The organism is Mesorhizobium sp. M1A.F.Ca.ET.072.01.1.1 (genome assembly GCF_004023325.1).
Lineage (GTDB): Bacteria > Pseudomonadota > Alphaproteobacteria > Rhizobiales > Rhizobiaceae > Mesorhizobium.
In genome coordinates, this window is record NZ_RZSF01000128.1 from 1 (window position 1) to 17,062 (window position 17,062).

The window sequence follows — 17,062 nt, forward strand, 5'->3', positions numbered from 1 at the left end:
GTGTGGGGGAGGGGCTACTTCACGCCTGCGCCACCAGCCAGTCCCTGACCTTGCGCGCGTTGTCGCTGAGCTCGCGGTTCTTCGGCCAGATGACATGGAAGCCGATGCCGGTCCTCATCACATGCTCGGTCACCGGCACCAGCAGCCCTGATGCCACCAGCCGATCGACCAGATGCCGCCAGCCAAGCGAGATGCCTTGCCCTTCCATCACCGCCTGGATCACCAGGGCGTAGTCGTTGATACGCAGGCCGCGCTCGGCATTGCGCAGGCTGGTTCCGGCCGAAGCGAACCATTCGTCCCAGTTCGGCGCCTCGCGATAGGGCTCCTCGAGATGGATCAGCCGGTGCGTGGCCAGTTCCTCGACCGTCTTCGGCATGCCGAATTTGGCGAGGTAGCTGGGGCCGGCGACGGGGAAGATCTCTTCATCGGACAGCGACAGCGAGTGATAGTCCGGCCAGTCGCGCGGCACGCCGCCGCGCACCCCGAGCGGAATACCCTCGGCAATGATGTCGAGGTCGCGGTCGGCGGTCTGGATGCGCAGGTCGATGCCCGGCAGTTGGTCGCGGAACTGCTGCAGACGCGGCATCATCCAGAACGAGCCGAAGGCCGTCGAGGCGGCAAGGGTGACATGGCCGCCGGTCGCCTGCAGGCGAAGGTCCTCGGCAGATTTGCGGATATGCGACAACCCCAGCGAGACGTCCGCGTGGAAGCGCTCGCCGGCCTCGGTCAGGAGCACCTGGCGGTGGCGGCGCTGAAACAGCTTGGCGCCGAGCTGTTCCTCCAGTCCGCGCACCGCATAGGAGACGGCCGCCTGGGTCATGCCGAGCTCGCGCCCGGCCGCGGTGAAGCTCGACAGCCGGCCTGCCGCCTCGAAGACGACGAGGCTGCCGGCCGAGGGCAGGAGATGGCGCAGGCTTCGCATAAGCGCAGCTTATACAAGAGATCAGGATTTTCCAGCGTCACATCCATATTTCGTGTCGCTAACTTGGTCGGGCGGGATGAAGGAGGCAACATGAACGCACCGGCCGCTGAATTGACTGAGCCGACCCACCGTCGCGGCGGCGGCCGCCTTGGGCGCAAGGCGCTGAGAAGCGCGCCGGTCGCGTCTTTCCCGACGCTCGTTCGCCAGATTCCGGCCTATGAGATCGTGCCCGACGAGGCGGTGGAACTGATCCACGAGGAGTCGCTCAAAATCCTCGAGGAGGTTGGCTGCGAGTTCCGCGACGACGAAGCGATCGCGCTTTGGAAGGCGGCGGGTGCCGACGTCAAGGACACACGGGTCCGCATCGATCGCGCGTTGCTGATGGAGCTTGTCTCGAAGGTCCCGCCGGAATTCACGCTCAATGCGCGCAACCCCGAGCGAACGGTTCGCGTCGGCGGCAAGAACTCGATCTTCGTGCCGATGTATGGCGCGCCTTATGTGCGCGACCTCGACAACAAGCGGCGTTACGGCACGCTCAACGACCTCAACAATTTCCACAAGCTCGCCTACATGGCGCCGGCGCTGCATTCGTCGAGCTCGATCATCTGCGAGCCGATGGAGATCCCGGTGCCGAAGCGGCACCTCCACATCATCCATTCGGCGCTCAAGCACTCCGACAAGCCGTTCATGGGTATCGTGACGTCGAAGGAGCGGGCCGAAGACACGATGGCTATGGCTGCGATCGTGTTCGGCGAGGAGTTCGTGCGCGACAATCCGGTGCTGGTGGCGATCACCAATTGCAATTCGCCGCTGGTGTGGGACGCCACCATGCTCGACGCCATGCGGGTCTATGCCCGCCACAACCAGCCGCTGATCCTGGCACCCTTCGCGCTCTGCGGCGCCTCGACCTCGGCCTCCGCCGTCGGCGCGGTCGCGCAGGTCAATGCCGAGGCGCTCGCCGGGGTGGCCTTCACCCAGCTGATCCGTCCCGGCTCGCCGCAGATCTATGGCCAGTTCATGGTGACCGTCGACATGAAGACCGGCGCCCCGATGGGCGGCACGCCGGAGGCTGCGCAGATGATGTATCTGATGGGCGCGCTGGCGCGGAAATACAAACTGCCATGGCGCACCTCGGGCTTCCATGTCGGCTCCAAGCTCAACGACGCCCAGGCAGGCTACGAGGCGAACATGCTTATGCATGCCGCGATCCTCGCCGGCGCCAATTACATCTGGCACTCCGCCGGCTGGCTTGAAGCCGGCCTTACCTGCGGCTATTCGAAATTCGCCACCGACTGCGAGCAACTCATCGGTTGGTACAAATATGCCGGCGGCGTCCCCTTCGACGATTTCAAGGAAGCCATGGCGGCGATCCGCGAGGTCGGCCCGCAAGGGCATTTTCTCGGCACGCAGCACACGCTCGAGCATTTCGAGCGCGCCTTCTTCATGCCGAGCATCATGGATTTCAACTCCTTCGAGCAATGGAGCGCCGAAGGCGCTAAGGATCACGACACGCGCGGCCTCGAAAAGGCGCGCAACATGCTCGCCGACTATCAGGAGCCGAAGCTCGACGAAGGCATCGCCGAAGGTCTCAAGGATTTGATCGCGCGGCGCGAGGAAAAGCTGCCTGATACCGTTAGTTGACAAAAAATGGGCAAAGGCCGTCGGCAATCGTGACTGACAGCAAGCCAATGGCTCAGCCAGCGCGCACCTTGCCGTTCGCCAGGTGTTTCTGAAGCGATTGACAGGCGTTCATAATATGATCGTAGACCAACTTTGCGGCCTGTTCGGTCTCGCCAGCGCGGCAGGCGGCCAGGATTTCGCGATGTTCTCGATCCGCAAGCTCATGACCGCCGGAAATCGTCAGCTGAACTCGCAGATAGCGTTCGATCCGATCGTTAACCGACCGGATCATGCGGAGCAGATATGGTCGCCCGGCGTCTAGATAAAGACTGGAATGGAACTCCCAATTTAGTTCCGCCCAGCGGCCGACGTCGGTTTCCTTCGCAAAGGAGTCGCAACTTGCTTGCGCTTTATCGAAGGTCTTCTCGTTCATGTGGGGGAGGGAAAGCCGAATTGCGTTCGATTCCAGCATGGCTCGGACCTCGAAAATCTGCACGATCTCCGGTTCCGACATGCTGGCGACAATTGCGCCCTTGTTTCGCTGAAATGCCACGAATCCCTCTGCCTCGAGCCGCTTCAAAGCTTCCCGCACCGGAATCTTGCTGATGTTGAACATGCGGGCGACGTCGTCTTGCCTGATCGGTTCGCCCTCATCAAGCGACCCGGATATGATTGCTCCGCGGATGAACTTCAAAACCACGTCGGAAGCGGTGGGGGCGGCACCCAAATCGGGAATGTCGGCAAATGCAAATGGCACGTGTAGAGTCTCCGCACGGAGCGTCAGATCTGCAAACATAGATATCGTAGACGATGTTCGCGATCAAATACGCTCGCGATTCTGCTCAATCCGAGTGTCTGCGTGGCCTGAGATGCCGTCCGGCGTGGGCTCTTTTGAGCCCGGCCGATCAGCAGCGACGCATTTCCCTTCAATCGAGCCTTGACGAGAGCCGAAGATCGTATACGATATCCAATCGGAAGCCGCGGCTCTGGGGACTCCCGAATGCGAAGCACGAAAGTCATCCATGTTGTTTCCTGCCACGCGGAGGGCGAAGTCGGGGATGTCATCGTTGGCGGGGTGTCTCCTCCGCCGGGAGACACCGTCTGGGACCAGCGCAAATGGATTGCAGAAGACAACGGACTTCGTAACTTCGTTCTTAACGAACCGCGCGGCGGCGTCTTCCGGCACGTCAACCTTCTGGTCCCTCCCAAGCATCCCGACGCGCAGATGGCTTGGATCATAATGGAGCCGGAGGATACGCCCCCGATGTCCGGCTCCAATTCGATTTGCGTCTCGACGGTAATTCTGGACACCGGGATCATCCCCATGCAGGAGCCGGTAACCGAAATGGTGCTCGAGGCGCCGGGCGGTCTGGTACGCGTGCGGGCCGAGTGTGCCGGAGGAAAAGCCCAGCGCATCACCGTCGAAAACGTACCATCATTCGCCAGCAGGGTCGGTGTGCCGCTTGAGGTCGATGGCCTCGGTACCATCACGGTCGACACGGCCTATGGAGGCGACAGTTTCGTCGTCGTCGACGCACCTGCCCTTGGGTTAGCGCTTGAAACCGACGAGGCTCGTGATCTCGCCGAACTTGGGGTGCGCATCACCGATGCGGCCAATCGACAAATGGCGTTCTCCCACCCTGAGCGTCCCGATTGGCGCCACCATTCGTTCTGTCTTTTTGCCGGCGCCATCACCCAGGATGGCAACCGCCTCCGCGCAAAATCGGTCGTTTCGATAAAACCTGGCAAGCTCGACCGATCGCCGACCGGAACGGCGGTGTCGGCCCGCATGGCGCTCTTGCACGCGAAGGGTCAAATGACAGCCGAGGATTGGTTCACCGGTGTGTCCATCATCGGGTCAGAATTTCACGGCAAGATTCTCGGCACCACGCAGGTTGTCGATATGCCCGCAATACGCCCCCAGATCAGCGGTCGCGGTTGGATCACCGGCATCCATCAGCACATGCTGGATCCTGAAGATCCTTGGCCGGCGGGCTATCGCGTGGCGGACACCTGGCCGATGAAGCGTGCGAAGGTGTGAAGGTGGTTCTTCGCCCGGCATCTTTCTCCAGCTCATGCCTCAAGAAGCTTGACGCTCAACAAGGCTCGTATACGATATTCGAAATGCCGCAGGATGGAGCGAGTTCTCACTATCTCAGGCAAGGCAGCGTCTGGACGCACGCTCACGCTGCAGGCGCCATCTACAGCTGAAAAAAAGTGCACCAGGATGGCCAATGTTTCGCAACATGGGAGGAAAAAATGACAATCTTCAAAAGCAACGGTGATCGCGTTCCTGCCGCCATCGAGGCGATGGCTAAAGAAGCGCGCGCGGGCCGCGTGGACCGGCGCGAATTCCTGGCGCTGGCAAGCGCCTTCGGCGCGTCGACGGCGTTCGCCTATGGCATGATTGGCCTTGCCGCGCCGACAAAAGCCCTGGCGCAAGAGCCGAAGAAAGGCGGAACGCTGCATGTCGCGATGTCGGTCAAGGCGCAGAAGGACCCGCGCACCTATGACTGGACGGAGATGGCGAACGTCACCCGCACCTGGCTGGAGCCGCTCGTGCGCTACACGCACCAGTTCACCTTCGAGCCGGTGCTGCTCGAAAGCTGGGACGTCAACGACGACGCCACCGAATACACGCTGCATCTGCGCAAAGGCGTCACCTGGAACAACGGCGATGCCTTCAACGCCGATGACGTCGTCTTCAACCTCAATCGCTGGTGCGAGAAGGGGGCTTCCGGCAATTCCATGGCCGCCCGCGTCGGCGCGCTGGTCGACGCCAAGACCGGCAAGGCAAGGGATGGCGCGATCACCAAGGTCGACGACCATACGGTCAAGCTGAAGCTGTCCGAGGCCGATATCGCGATCATTCCGGGTTTCACGGACTATCCGGCGCTGGTCGTGCATCGCAACTTCGACAAGGACGGCGCCGATCCGATCAAGAAGCCGATCGGCACCGGGGCTTTCGAGCTGGTGTCTTACGATGTCGGCCAGAAAGCCGTGGTCAAGCGCCGCGAGAACGGCAAGTGGTGGGGTGGCGAAGCGCCGCTCGACGGGGTCGAGTTCATCGACTACGGCACCGACTTCAACGCCACGCTGAATGCCTTCGATTCGGGCGAGATCGACCTCGATTTCGAAACGCCGGCCGACTTCATCGACCCCCTCGACAAGATGGATCTGGTGAAATCGGAAGTCGCGACGGCGACCACGCTCGTGGCGCGCACCAACATCACGCACAAGCCTTACGATGACAAACGGGTGCGCAACGCGCTGCAGATGGCCGTCGACAATAACCAGGTCATGCAGCTCGGCTACGCGGGCCGCGGCACGGTCGGCGAGAACCACCATGTCAGCCCTATCCATCCGGAATACTATCCGCTGCCGAAGAAGGAACGGGACGCGGCGGGCGCCAAGAAGCTGATGGCCGACGCCGGGCAGGCCGACTTCGAGCACGAGCTGATCACGGTCGAGGACGAATGGCAGAAGAACACCGGCGACGCGATCGCCGGCCAGTTGCGCGATGCCGGCATCAAGGTGAAGCGCACGGTGCTGCCCGGTTCGACCTTCTGGAACGACTGGACGAAATATCCTTATTCCATGACCATCTGGTACATGCGCCCGCTCGGCGTGCAGGTGCTGGCGCTGGGCTATCGCACCGGCGAGGCCTGGAACGAGACCGCGTTCTCGAACCCGGATTTCGACGCCAAGCTCAAGGAGGCGCTGTCGCAGATCGACGTCGCCAAGCGCAAGGAGGTGATGAAGGACGTCGAGCAGATCCTGCAGGACTCCGGCGTCATCATCCAGCCGTTCTGGCAGAAGCTCTACTGCCACATGAACAAGAAGGTGAAGAACTACGCCATGCACCAGACCTATCAAATGGACTTCCAGAACGTCTGGCTGGAAGCTTAAGCCGCGCAGCGCAAGGACTTCATGCGCCGTGAAAAAGCCGATATGCAGGATGCGTGGTGGTGATCGTGCCACCACGCCGCCGACCATCCGGAGATCCTGCATGAGACCGATGATGCTGGCAGTTGCCATCTCGATCGCCTTGCCTGCCGCGGCGCTCGCCGGGCCGGCTTCAAACGCCGTGAAGTTCTTCTATGTGCCTGAAGTGAAGTTCGAGGCGGACGCGAAATACCGCGACCGCTTCACCGAGCCGGTCACCAAGCTCTTCGAAGCCAACGACAAGGCGCGCAAGGAGAAGCCCGACGAGGTATCCTGCATCGACTTCGACCCAGGCCTCGACGCCCAGGATTTCGACCAGAAGACCGTGTCGAAGACGCTGAAGCTTGCCGAGGCCGTCAATGGCGACACCGCCGAGGTGACGGCAAGCTTCAATCTTTTCCCGGAAGGCGATGACTCCAAACGCGAAATGGTGTGGTCGCTGAAGAAAGTGGACGGCAAGTGGAAGATCGCCGACATCACCTCCAAAACCAGCGACTGGACGCTCAGCGCGCTGGAATGCGGCTCCTCGACGGAGTGACGCCGTGCTTCGGCGTCTGGTCCTCGCGCTGTCGAGCTTGTCGATGCTGACCGCGGGGCTGAACGGCGGCGCCTACGGGCAAGGACTGTTCGGCTCGCCGCCGCCGAACGCGTCCTCAGGCGACAATGCGCCTGCGATCGAGAAGTCGGCGCCGGCCACATCGCCTGAAAGCAAGCCGGCCGAACCGGCGCCAGCTGCGCCCGTCCTGCCCGGATCGCCGACGGCGGTGGTGAAGCCCTTCTACGAGCATCTCGGGCTGGAATTGGACCCCGGCCAGCGCAAGAACTTCAGCGATCCGGCGAAGAGCGTGCTCGACAAAGCCGACGCGCTGCGCGCCTCGGGTCAGGGCGAGTGCCTCGATCCCAACATGGCGCTCGACAATGCCGATTACGACAAGCTCGCCATCGACAAGAGCCTGCGCACCATCGAAGCGATCAATGGTGACGAGGCCAAGGTGGTGGTCGTCTTCGTCGTCGAAGGCCACCAGCACCGTCTCGAATGGAAGCTGAAGAAGGTCGGCGGCGACTGGAAGATCTCCGACCTCCTGTCGGTCACCGGCGAATGGGCGCTCAGCCAGTACCAGTGCGAATGAATATGATTGAACTTCGGCGCCGGCGATCCTTCGCGCCCCCCTCTGGCCTGCCGGCCATCTCCCCCACAAGGGGGGAGATTGGCAGCTTCGGCGACCCGCCTACTTTGCCACGATGGAGATTGGCGAAAGCCGGGGTGACGTCCGATCTCCCTCCAAGTGGGGGAGATGTCCGGCAGGACAGAGGGGGGCGCTGTCCCGCCAGCCTTTCGCAACAAATTTCACCCGCGCCCGCGATATGGCGGCACCCCGGTGTCGGGCAGCCAGGCGCCTTCAGGCGGCGCGCCGGTCTGCCAGAAGACGTCGATGGGAATGCCGCCCCGCGGGAACCAGTAGCCGCCGACGCGCAGCCAGAGCGGCTTGGTCGCTTCGACGATGCGGCGGCCGATCATGACGGTGCATTCCTCGTGAAAGGCGCCATGGTTGCGGAACGAGGTCATGAACAGCTTCAGCGACTTCGATTCCACCAGCGTCTTGTCGGGCGCGTAGTCGATGACGATGTGGGCGAAGTCGGGCTGGCCGGTGACCGGGCAGAGCGAGGTGAATTCCGGGCAGGTGAAGCGCACGATCGCGGGCGGGCCGTCGCCTCGCTCGAACGGCACGGTCTCCAGGACTGCCTGTTCGGGACTCTGGGGCGTCTCGACGTGTTTGCCGAGCTGGGTCAGGTTTTTTGCGTCGGTCATCGATGGCTCCTCGCTGCCGCCGATGATTGCAAGGGCGGCAGGTGCAATCAGTTGAAAGTGCGCCGCGATCGAACGGACGCGGCGTGTTTGGCGGCTCATTAGCATTGGAGCGAAAGCCGCGCAGCGGTTTTCGGATGAATCCGATGCGTGAAATGGAAGCGGGAGCAGCTCCCGCGCAATTTGATACGGCAGGAAGACGATGACCAGCAACGACCCGCTTCTCCAACCTTATCAGCTCAAGCACCTGACGCTGAAGAACCGGGTGATGTCGACCAGCCATGAGCCGGCTTATTCCGAGGACGGCATGCCGAAGGAGCGCTACCGGCTCTACCACGCCGAGAAGGCCAAGGGCGGCATGGCGCTGACGATGACGGCGGGCTCTGCCATCGTGTCACGCGACAGCCCGGCCGCCTTCGGCAACCTGCATGTCTATGACGACGCCATCGTGCCGTGGCTCGCCGAGCTTGCGGATGCCTGTCATGAGCATGACTGCAAGGTCATGATCCAGATCACCCATCTCGGTCGCCGCACCGGCTGGAACAAGGCCGACTGGCTGCCGGTGCTTTCCGCCTCGCCGGTGCGCGAGCCGGCGCATCGCGCCTTTCCCAAGACCATCGAGGACTGGGACATCGAGCGCATCGTTGCCGATTATGCTTCCGCCGCCCAGCGCTGCCAGGCGGCCGGCCTCGACGGCATCGAATTCGAATCCTACGGCCATCTGATGGACGGCTTCTGGTCGCCGGCCACCAACCATCGCGACGATGATTTCGGCGGCTCGCTCGACAACCGGCTGCGCTTCACCAACATGGTGCTGGATGCGGTTCGCGCCGCGGTCGGCGAGAAATTCGTCGTCGGCATCCGCATGGTCGCCGACGAGGATTTCGAAAAAGGCCTGTCGAAGGAGGAGGGCGTCGAGATCGCGAAACGTCTGGCTGGCTCCGGCAAGGTCGATTTCCTCAACATCATCCGCGGCTCGATCGAGACCGACGCGGCGCTGACCAAGGTCATCCCGGTGACCGGCATGCGCTCGTCGCCGCATCTCGATTTCGCCGGCGAGGTGAGGGCGGCGACGAAGTTCCCGACCTTCCACGCGGCGCGGATATCCGATGTCGCCACCGCGCGCCATGCGGTCGCCTCCGGCAAGCTGGACATGGTCGGCATGACGCGCGCCCACATCGCCGATCCGCATATCATCAGGAAAGTGATGGAAGGGCGCGAGCACGAGATCCGGCCTTGCGTCGGCGCCACCTACTGCCTCGATCGCATCTATGAAGGCGGTGAGGCGCTCTGCGTCCACAACGCCGCCACCGGCCGCGAAGCGACGATCCCGCATGTCATCGCGAAAAGCGAAGGACCGAAGAGGCGGGTGGTGGTCGTCGGCGCCGGGGCGGGCGGTCTGGAAGCCGCGCGTGTCGCCGCCGAACGCGGCCATCAGGTGACGGTCCTCGAAGCGTCCAGCCAGGCCGGCGGCCAGGTGCGGCTCGCGACGCAAAATCCGCGCCGCAAGGAGCTGATCGGCATCATCGACTGGCGGCTTGCCGAGCTCGATCGCCTGGGCGTCGAGATCCGCTACGACACATGGGCCGAAAAAGACGATGTCTTGGCTCTGTTGCCGGATGTGGTGATTGTCGCCACCGGCGGCCTGCCGCAGAACCCGCCGCTGGCAGCGGGCGACAATCTCGTCACCTCGAGCTGGGACATTATGGCCGGCAGCGTCAAGCCGGCCGAGAACGTTCTGGTCTATGACGACAATGGCGGCCATCAGGGCATGGGCGCGGCGGAATTGATTGCCAACAGCGGCTCGAAGCTGGAGCTGGTCTCGCCCGAACGCTTCTTCGCGCCGGAAATGGGCGGCCTGAACCACGTGCCCTATATGCGGGCTTTCCACGAGAAAGGCGTCACCGTCACCATCAACACTCGTCTGCGCTCCGTGCGACGCGAGGGTAACCAGCTCATCGCCGAGCTGGCGTCGGACTTCGCCGATGGCTGGCGCGGCGAGCGGCGCGTCGACCAGGTGGTGGTCGAGCATGGCACCGCGCCGCTCGACGATCTCTACCTCGCGCTGAAGCCGCTGTCGAAGAATGGCGGCGCGGTCGACTACGAGCGGCTCGTAAGCGGCGGCGACATTTTTCCGCCGCGCAATCCGGAAGGCGGCTTTGTTCTGTTCCGCATCGGCGACGCAGTCGCCTCGCGCAACATCCACGCCGCCATCTATGACGGCATCAGATTCGGCATCCGGATCTGAAGCTGGGTCGTCCATTGGCCGGGCTGGACCTGACAGATCTTATTTGCAATTTTCGGACGCGGATTCCGAGGGCTGCAATTCGGGTCGCATAGTCGGGGGCTTGCTTGACCGGAAAAGTCCTGTTCGTTCCGCGCCAGACCAATACGGCGCTCTATATCCAATTGCACGAGGCCGGGCACGCATTGGACGATATCGTACGCGTGCAGAAGGCCTATCGGGTGGCGTGCGCGATGTTCAACGGCCGCTACCGAAAGTCGGGGCGGCCCTTTGTCTGCCATGCGGTAGGCTCCGCCTCGTCGGTGGCGCATTTCGAAAGGGATATCGATTTCGTCGTCGCGGCGATGTTCCACGCTGCCTATGACAGCGGCCAGTATCCGGACGGCAGGTCCAGTCGGCGCAGCGAGGCGCACCGGAAATGGCTGGAGGCGCGGATCGGGCCGAGGACTGAAGGCCTCGTCGCTCGCGTCGGCGCCATGAAATTCGATACCGGCGACCCCGAGCGCCTTCTGCAGGAGGGCGTGCCGGCCGGCGATGATGACATCCTGTTCCTGCAGCTTGCGCACGAGGTCGACGACCTCGCCGACGGCGGCTTGGCATTCGCACCCAAATATGGCCGCTCGATCGAAACGCGGGTCGCGGCCTGCGCCATCCTGGCCAGGCAACTTGGCCGCGAGGATCTCGCCGCGACGATCGAAACATATGGCGGCCGTTATGAAGCGCTTGGCTGGGCGGCAGCGCTTCAGGACGTCAGGCTGGAAGGTTTTCGCATCGCGCCGAATATGCGGACCTATATAAAGCTGCGACGGGAAAAACTACGCGGCGGTTCCGTTGAGGTGATCTGATGCACCGGTGACGGCCGCACCAAGGAAACGCACCGGACCTTCAAGGAGAGCCACCTGCCGCGTTGGTCCGGTGCGCCGCGCGTGGCCGCCGGCCTGCACCGGTACCGCGCGAGCCGTTGACGGGTTAGAACATCCTGGCCGTGGCCATGCAAAACACGGTGATGACCAGCAGCCCGCCGGCGAGGCGTTCGCCTTTGATCATTTTCGCGCGCAACTGCGATTGCGTCGCCGCATCGGCGCCGGCCAATTGCCTGCTGGAAGAGGCAACAAGGGCGCCCTGCACGCCGGCGGCGATCAGCGCCGTCGCAATCCCCAACGCCAGCACCATCTCCATCGAGCCGAAAGCGCCTTCGTGGAAGAAATACCAGAGCAGCAGACCGGTCAAAAAGACCATGCCGGAGGCGCCGAGTTGCGGCCGGATAAAGCGCTCCGCCTTGATCTCCGGATCACGGGCAACCGCAATGGTCGTGCCGGCCCAGAAGACGCCGGCCATAACATGCAGGCCGATGACGACGATGTAGACATATTGCATGACTGCATTCCTCTCGTTCGCCCCGCCACCGGTGTGACGCTTTGCCTGTCGGTTTTGCCTATCGGCTGGGTCCGACAACGTTAATAAGACAAAGTTAGATATCTAACAGTTAGATGTCAATGCTTCATGCGAAGTTTCGCCAACCCGTTGCTTGTTCTAGTGTCCGGCCATGACGCCATTTGATCGCCCGCCCGTCGGAATGAACCTCGCCCGCACTGCCAAGGTGGTGGGGCAGGCCTTTGACGCCGCCCTGGTCGGGGCCGGCGGCACGCTGCCGGTGTGGCTGACGCTGCTCTCGGTCAAGTCGAGGGAACTGGCCAACCAGCGCGAGCTTGCCGGCATGATCGGCATCCAGGGCGCGACGCTGACGCATCACCTCAATGCCATGGAGGCGCAAGGCTTGCTGACGCGCCGCCGCGATCCGCAGAACCGCAGGATGCATCAGGTGGCGCTGACCGAAACCGGTGAAGCGCTGTTCGAGAAGTTGCGCCTCGCGGCCGTCGCCTTCGACAAGAGGCTGAGAGCTGGACTGCCGGACGAACGGCTTGCGGAATTCGCCGAGGTGCTGGCGGCGCTTCGGGCGAATGTGGGAGGTTAAGCCCGGCTGCCCTGCAGCACCTTGAGCTTCGCCTTCTTCGGGCTGCGCGCGGTAAGCCATTCGCGCGCCTTGTCCTGAGGCATCGGGAAGGCGATCGAATAGCCCTGCACCTGGTCGCAGCCGATCGCCATCAGCGAGTCGAGCTCGGCCTCCGTTTCCGCGCCCTCGGCGACGATCGAGATGCCGAGGCCGCGGGCAAGCTCGGTGATGGCGCGCACGATCTTGGTGTTGTCGCCGTTCTCGTTGATGTTCTGGACGAAGCGGCGGTCGATTTTCAGCCGATCGATCTCGTTCGGGTTGACATGGCTGAGTGAAGCATAGCCCGTGCCGAAATCGTCGAGCTCGAGATGGACGCCCGCCGCGCGGATATGCCTGAGCTTGGCGGCGATGCCGGTCTTCTCGTCGTCGAGGATGACGGATTCAACGATTTCCAGCGACAGCTTCTGCGGCGCAAGCCCTGCCCGCTCCAGCGTTCCGAACAGGAAATTGTCGAAATCCGGCTCGCGCAGCTCGGTGCCCGAGACATTGACGGCGATGCGTCCGAAATCGATGCCGGCGCGATCCCATTCGGCGGCTTCGTTGATCGCCTTGCTGATGACGATGCGGCCGATATCCGGCATGAAGCCGCACTTCTCCGCCACCGGGATGAATTCGCCGGGCGAGATCATGCCGCGCGTGGCGTGCTTCCAGCGCACCAGTGCTTCGATACCGCTGATCTTGCCGCTGGTGAGCGACACTTGAGGCTGGAAATAGACCTCGAAGGTCTTTTCCGCGATCGCCGTGCGGATGTCCTGCTCGAGCTGCTTGCGGTAGTCGAGCTCGCGCCGCAGCTCTTCGGAGAAGAAGGAGAAGCTGCCGCCGCCGAGCTTCTTGGCCGAATAGAGGGCGAGATCGGCATGGACGAGCAGGTCCTGCGCGTTGTCGGCGTCGACCGGATAGACTGCGATGCCGGCGCTGGCGCCAGGCATTATGGTCGTGCCCTGGAAGGTGATCGGCTCGTTGATGTTGGCGATGATGCGCTTGGCCAGTGCATGGATGTCCTCGGTGCTGCCGGCGCCGTTGAGGATCATCACGAACTCGTCGCCGCCCAGACGGGCGCAAAGATCCGATGCGCGGCAGGAATCGCGCATGCGTTGCGCGGTGACGACAAGCACATAGTCGCCCGCCGCGTGCCCCAGCGTGTCGTTGATCTGCTTGAAGCGGTCGAGGTCGAGTTGGATCACCGCCAGCCGCTCGCGGCGACGATGCGCGCCCTTGATCAGCGTGTCGAAATGATCGGTGAGGAAGGTGCGGTTGTGCAAGCCGGTCAGGCCGTCATGCACGGCGATGAAGGCCATCGAATTGCGGGCGTCGACCAGTTCATGCGTCTTGCGCAGGATGGCCTTGGACATCGGCCGGAAGATGAATAGCGCGACCAGCACGATGACGCCGATAGTGGCAAAGAACAGCGTGCGGTGCAGGCTGAGCATCTCATCCGACCGCTCGGTGGCGAAGGCGCTGATGCGCTGGCCGAGCGCGGCATAGCCGGACAAAGTCGCATTGGCGACGGAGGCGTCGAGGCCGACGCGCTCGCCGCCGCCCTTATAGCCGTCGCTTTGCATGCCGAGCTGGGATGCAAATGATGAAACCAGTCGATCGCCGTTGGCGATAAGGCCGACCGAGAAATAGTCGAGATGAAACGGCTTGCTGAACAGCACATATTCGATCGACTGCGGATCATTGCGCGCCGGCGATAGCGGATCGGCGCCGGTCTCCTTGAGCAGCCGGTCGTAATTGGTCTCGAACTCGCCCGTTGCCTGCTTGAGCGCGGTGACCAGCGCCGGCTGCTTGTCGCGCGGGGCGGCACCGGTCGCGCTGGCCAGGAAGACGATGCGCTGCGACAGCGCCTTCTGCGTGGAGACGATGTTGAGCAGCGCGTCGTTATGCTGCTGCTGCGCCATCAACTGCTGCAGCAGGATGAAGGAAGCCATCACCATGGCGGCGATGATCAGCAAGGCCAGCCAGTAGCCGCTCTTGATCAGCAGAATCAGCTTGCGCGAAACGCTGTGCACCGGCTGCTGCGACATAATTGAGTGACCCCTCCGATCGACGGATTCCTGCCATGGATTTGCGGCGCCAGAACCCTTGACGTGAAAGGGTTAACAGCTCGGCAAACCGGCACGGTGCCGAAGCCGGCGGCGCGACAAAGCTGACAGGATGGTTATTATGTCCTTTCGCAGATCGTCGCATTTGAACACATCCTTGTCCGGCTGCGCTGAAGGAGCTGCGGCGCGGCTTGCGCAACGCCACCGAAGCGGTCGTTTTTGCGATGGATTTTTCTTGTCCGCAGCGCGACAGTCCGCATCAAACAAAATAGGGCCATACGATGAGCGCAGCGTTTCTCTCCCACATCGACAACGAGCTTGAAGGCCTGAAATCGGCCGGGCTCTACAAGTCCGAGCGGGTGATTTCCTCCACGCAGTCGGCCCTGATCGAGGTTGCCGGCCAGAAGGTGCTGAATTTCTGCGCCAACAACTATCTCGGCCTCGCCGACAGCCCCGAGCTGCGCGATGCGGCGAAGCAGGCGCTCGACCGCTACGGCTACGGCATGGCGTCGGTGCGCTTCATCTGCGGCACCCAGGAAGAACACAAAGAGCTCGAAGCCACCATCTCATCCTTCCTCGGCATGGACGACACCATTCTCTACGGCTCCTGCTTCGACGCCAATGGCGGCCTGTTCGAGACGCTGCTCGGCGAGGAGGACGCCGTCATCTCGGACGCGCTGAACCACGCCTCGATCATCGACGGGGTGAGGCTCTCCAAGGCCAAGCGCTTCCGCTACGCCAACAACGACATGGCCGACCTCGAGGCGCGGCTGAAGGAGGCGAAGGACTGCCGCTTCCGGCTGATCGCCACCGACGGCGTGTTCTCGATGGACGGCATCATCGCCAACCTGCGAGGAGTCTGCGACCTCGCCGAGAAATACGACGCCATGGTCATGGTCGATGACAGCCATGCCGTCGGCTTCGTCGGCAAGAACGGCCGTGGCTCGGCCGAGCACTGCGGCGTCGAGGGCAGGGTGGACATCATCACAGGCACGCTCGGCAAGGCGCTGGGCGGCGCATCCGGCGGCTATACCGCCGGGAAGAAACAGGTGGTCGACTGGCTGCGCCAGCGCTCGCGGCCCTATCTCTTCTCCAACACGCTGATGCCGGCGATCGCCGGCGCCTCGCTGAAAGTCTTCGAGCTGATCCGCAATGGCGATGCGCTGCGCCGCCGCCTATATGCCAATGCGGAACGCTTCCGGTCTCAAATGGGCAAGCTCGGCTTTACGCTTGCCGGCGCCGATCATCCAATCATCCCGGTGATGCTGGCCGACGCCGCTCTTGCGCAGGAGATGGCGGCCCGCATGCTGAAGCGCGGCATCTACGTCATCGGTTTTTCGTTCCCGGTGGTGCCGAAAGGCCAGGCGCGCATCCGCACTCAGATGTCGGCGGCGCACTCCGGCGCCGATATCGATCGCGCCGTCGAGGTGTTCGGCGAGGTCGGGAAGGAACTGGGTGTACTCGCTTGACGCTACCGCCGGCATTGGAAGTGAGCCATGGCGATCGATGTGACGAGCAGTATCGAGATCGCCAGGCCGCGCGCGGTTGTCGCCGCCTTTTCTTCCGATCCGGACAATGTTCCGCGCTGGTACGTCAACATCAAATCGGTGGAATGGAAGACTCCCCGACCGGTCCAGGTAGGATCGAGAATTGCATTCGAGGCGCAGTTCCTCGGACGGCGGCTCGCTTATACCTACGAGATCCTGGATCTCGTGCCGGGCGAGAGGCTGGTGATGCGATCCGACGAAGGACCGTTTCCGATGGAGACGAGCTATGGATGGCGGGATTCCGGCGAAGGCCGCACGCATATGACGCTCCGGAATCGCGGCTCGCCGGCCGGCTTTTCCCGTCTCATGACCCCGCTCATAGCCGTGGCTGTCCGGCGTTCGACCGACCGCGATCTGCTGCGGCTGAAGAACATCCTGGAAGCGGCAGGTTGATGATCCGTCAGGACGGGGAAGATTTTCTGGGGAGTGTTCGATGTCCAACATGATGAAGGCGCTGGTGAAGGCCAAGGCCGAGCCGGGCATCTGGATGGAAGAAGTGCCGGTGCCGGAGATCGGCCCCAACGACGTGCTGATCAAGGTCAGGAAGACCGCGATCTGCGGCACCGACGTCCACATCTACAATTGGGACCAGTGGGCGCAGAAGACCGTGCCGGTGCCGATGGTGACCGGCCATGAATTTGTCGGCACCGTCGCCGATTTCGGCGCGGCCGTCACCGAATACAAGGTCGGACAGCGCGTCTCGGGCGAGGGTCACATCGTCTGCGGCCACTGCCGCAACTGTCGCGCGGGGCGAGGGCATCTCTGTCGCAACACGCTCGGCGTCGGCGTCAACCGGCCCGGCGCCTTCGGCGAGTATGTAGCGATCCCGCAGCACAATGTCGTGCCGATCCCCGACGACGTGCCGGACGAGATCGCGGCGATCTTCGATCCATTAGGCAATGCTGTCCACACCGCAC

At 62.9% G+C, this 17,062-nt stretch carries 16 protein-coding genes; 11 read left to right on the forward strand and 5 right to left on the reverse strand.

The genetic code is table 11. From position 1 onward, the window contains the following. Positions 1 to 19: 19 nt before the first annotated feature. Entirely contained in the window at positions 20 to 922 is a 903-nt protein-coding gene (locus EOA32_RS18470; RefSeq protein WP_128372506.1) for a LysR substrate-binding domain-containing protein, read from the reverse strand. A 90-nt stretch (positions 923 to 1,012) separates the two neighbouring features. Here EOA32_RS18470 and EOA32_RS18475 point away from each other — a divergent pair, with 90 nt between their 5' ends. Continuing rightward, positions 1,013 to 2,563, forward strand: a complete 1,551-nt coding sequence (locus tag EOA32_RS18475; RefSeq protein WP_128372507.1) for a trimethylamine methyltransferase family protein — start codon at positions 1,013 to 1,015, stop codon at positions 2,561 to 2,563. Positions 2,564 to 2,615: 52 nt separating this feature from the next. On the opposite strand, the gene EOA32_RS18480 is transcribed toward EOA32_RS18475, so the two are convergent. After that, positions 2,616 to 3,299 (reverse strand): GntR family transcriptional regulator, encoded by a 684-nt coding sequence (locus EOA32_RS18480; RefSeq protein WP_067000956.1) that lies wholly within the window; start codon positions 3,297 to 3,299, stop codon positions 2,616 to 2,618. Between the two features lie 243 nt (positions 3,300 to 3,542). Between EOA32_RS18480 and EOA32_RS18485 the strand changes: the two genes are divergently transcribed. The 4 genes from EOA32_RS18485 (at position 3,543) to EOA32_RS18500 (ending at position 7,617) form a co-directional block, all read left to right on the forward strand. Next, complete coding sequence (locus tag EOA32_RS18485; protein ID WP_095831414.1) at positions 3,543 to 4,583, forward strand: proline racemase family protein; 1,041 nt, start codon at positions 3,543 to 3,545, stop codon at positions 4,581 to 4,583. A gap of 218 nt (positions 4,584 to 4,801) precedes the next feature. Then, entirely contained in the window at positions 4,802 to 6,451 is a 1,650-nt protein-coding gene (locus tag EOA32_RS18490; RefSeq protein WP_127325065.1) for an ABC transporter substrate-binding protein, read from the forward strand. A gap of 100 nt (positions 6,452 to 6,551) precedes the next feature. Next, complete coding sequence (locus tag EOA32_RS18495; protein WP_067000473.1) at positions 6,552 to 7,025, forward strand: DUF3828 domain-containing protein; 474 nt, start codon at positions 6,552 to 6,554, stop codon at positions 7,023 to 7,025. Between the two features lie 4 nt (positions 7,026 to 7,029). Further along, entirely contained in the window at positions 7,030 to 7,617 is a 588-nt protein-coding gene (locus tag EOA32_RS18500) for a hypothetical protein (protein WP_095783185.1), read from the forward strand. A 218-nt stretch (positions 7,618 to 7,835) separates the two neighbouring features. Here the strand turns inward: EOA32_RS18500 and queF are convergent, their stop codons facing one another. Next, positions 7,836 to 8,297 carry a preQ(1) synthase gene (gene queF, locus EOA32_RS18510; protein WP_095778694.1) on the reverse strand — a complete coding sequence of 154 codons (462 nt, stop codon included), beginning with the start codon at positions 8,295 to 8,297 and terminating at the stop codon, positions 7,836 to 7,838. A gap of 199 nt (positions 8,298 to 8,496) precedes the next feature. Between queF and EOA32_RS18515 the strand changes: the two genes are divergently transcribed. Together EOA32_RS18515 and EOA32_RS18520 are read left to right on the forward strand one after the other, a co-directional pair. Beyond that, the gene (locus EOA32_RS18515) at positions 8,497 to 10,542 is read left to right on the forward strand and encodes an NADH:flavin oxidoreductase (RefSeq protein ID WP_128372508.1); all 2,046 of its coding nucleotides are present in this window, start codon (positions 8,497 to 8,499) and stop codon (positions 10,540 to 10,542) included. Between the two features lie 104 nt (positions 10,543 to 10,646). Then, a complete protein-coding gene (locus tag EOA32_RS18520) occupies positions 10,647 to 11,384 on the forward strand; it encodes an HD domain-containing protein (RefSeq protein ID WP_128372509.1) in 738 nt (245 codons plus the stop codon). Positions 11,385 to 11,508: 124 nt separating this feature from the next. Here EOA32_RS18520 and EOA32_RS18525 read toward each other — a convergent pair whose 3' ends face one another. Next, the gene (locus EOA32_RS18525; RefSeq protein WP_128372510.1) at positions 11,509 to 11,916 is read right to left on the reverse strand and encodes a hypothetical protein; all 408 of its coding nucleotides are present in this window, start codon (positions 11,914 to 11,916) and stop codon (positions 11,509 to 11,511) included. A gap of 169 nt (positions 11,917 to 12,085) precedes the next feature. Here EOA32_RS18525 and EOA32_RS18530 point away from each other — a divergent pair, with 169 nt between their 5' ends. After that, positions 12,086 to 12,514: a MarR family winged helix-turn-helix transcriptional regulator gene (locus EOA32_RS18530; protein ID WP_128372511.1), complete on the forward strand. Its 429-nt coding sequence runs from the start codon at positions 12,086 to 12,088 to the stop codon at positions 12,512 to 12,514. Here EOA32_RS18530 and EOA32_RS18535 read toward each other — a convergent pair. Continuing rightward, positions 12,511 to 14,580, reverse strand: a complete 2,070-nt coding sequence (locus EOA32_RS18535) for an EAL domain-containing protein (RefSeq protein ID WP_067000493.1) — start codon at positions 14,578 to 14,580, stop codon at positions 12,511 to 12,513. The two genes, EOA32_RS18530 and EOA32_RS18535, sit on opposite strands and share 4 nt — an antisense overlap. Positions 14,581 to 14,879: 299 nt before the next feature. Between EOA32_RS18535 and EOA32_RS18540 the strand changes: the two genes are divergently transcribed. From EOA32_RS18540 to EOA32_RS18550, 3 genes are all read left to right on the forward strand, one after another. After that, positions 14,880 to 16,067, forward strand: coding sequence for a glycine C-acetyltransferase (locus tag EOA32_RS18540; protein ID WP_128372512.1), 1,188 nt, complete (start codon positions 14,880 to 14,882; stop codon positions 16,065 to 16,067). Between the two features lie 27 nt (positions 16,068 to 16,094). Continuing rightward, positions 16,095 to 16,538, forward strand: a complete 444-nt coding sequence (locus EOA32_RS18545) for an SRPBCC family protein (protein ID WP_128372513.1) — start codon at positions 16,095 to 16,097, stop codon at positions 16,536 to 16,538. Between the two features lie 40 nt (positions 16,539 to 16,578). After that, a partial coding sequence (locus EOA32_RS18550) for an alcohol dehydrogenase catalytic domain-containing protein (RefSeq protein ID WP_148669998.1) occupies positions 16,579 to 17,062 on the forward strand: 484 nt, incomplete at its 3' end.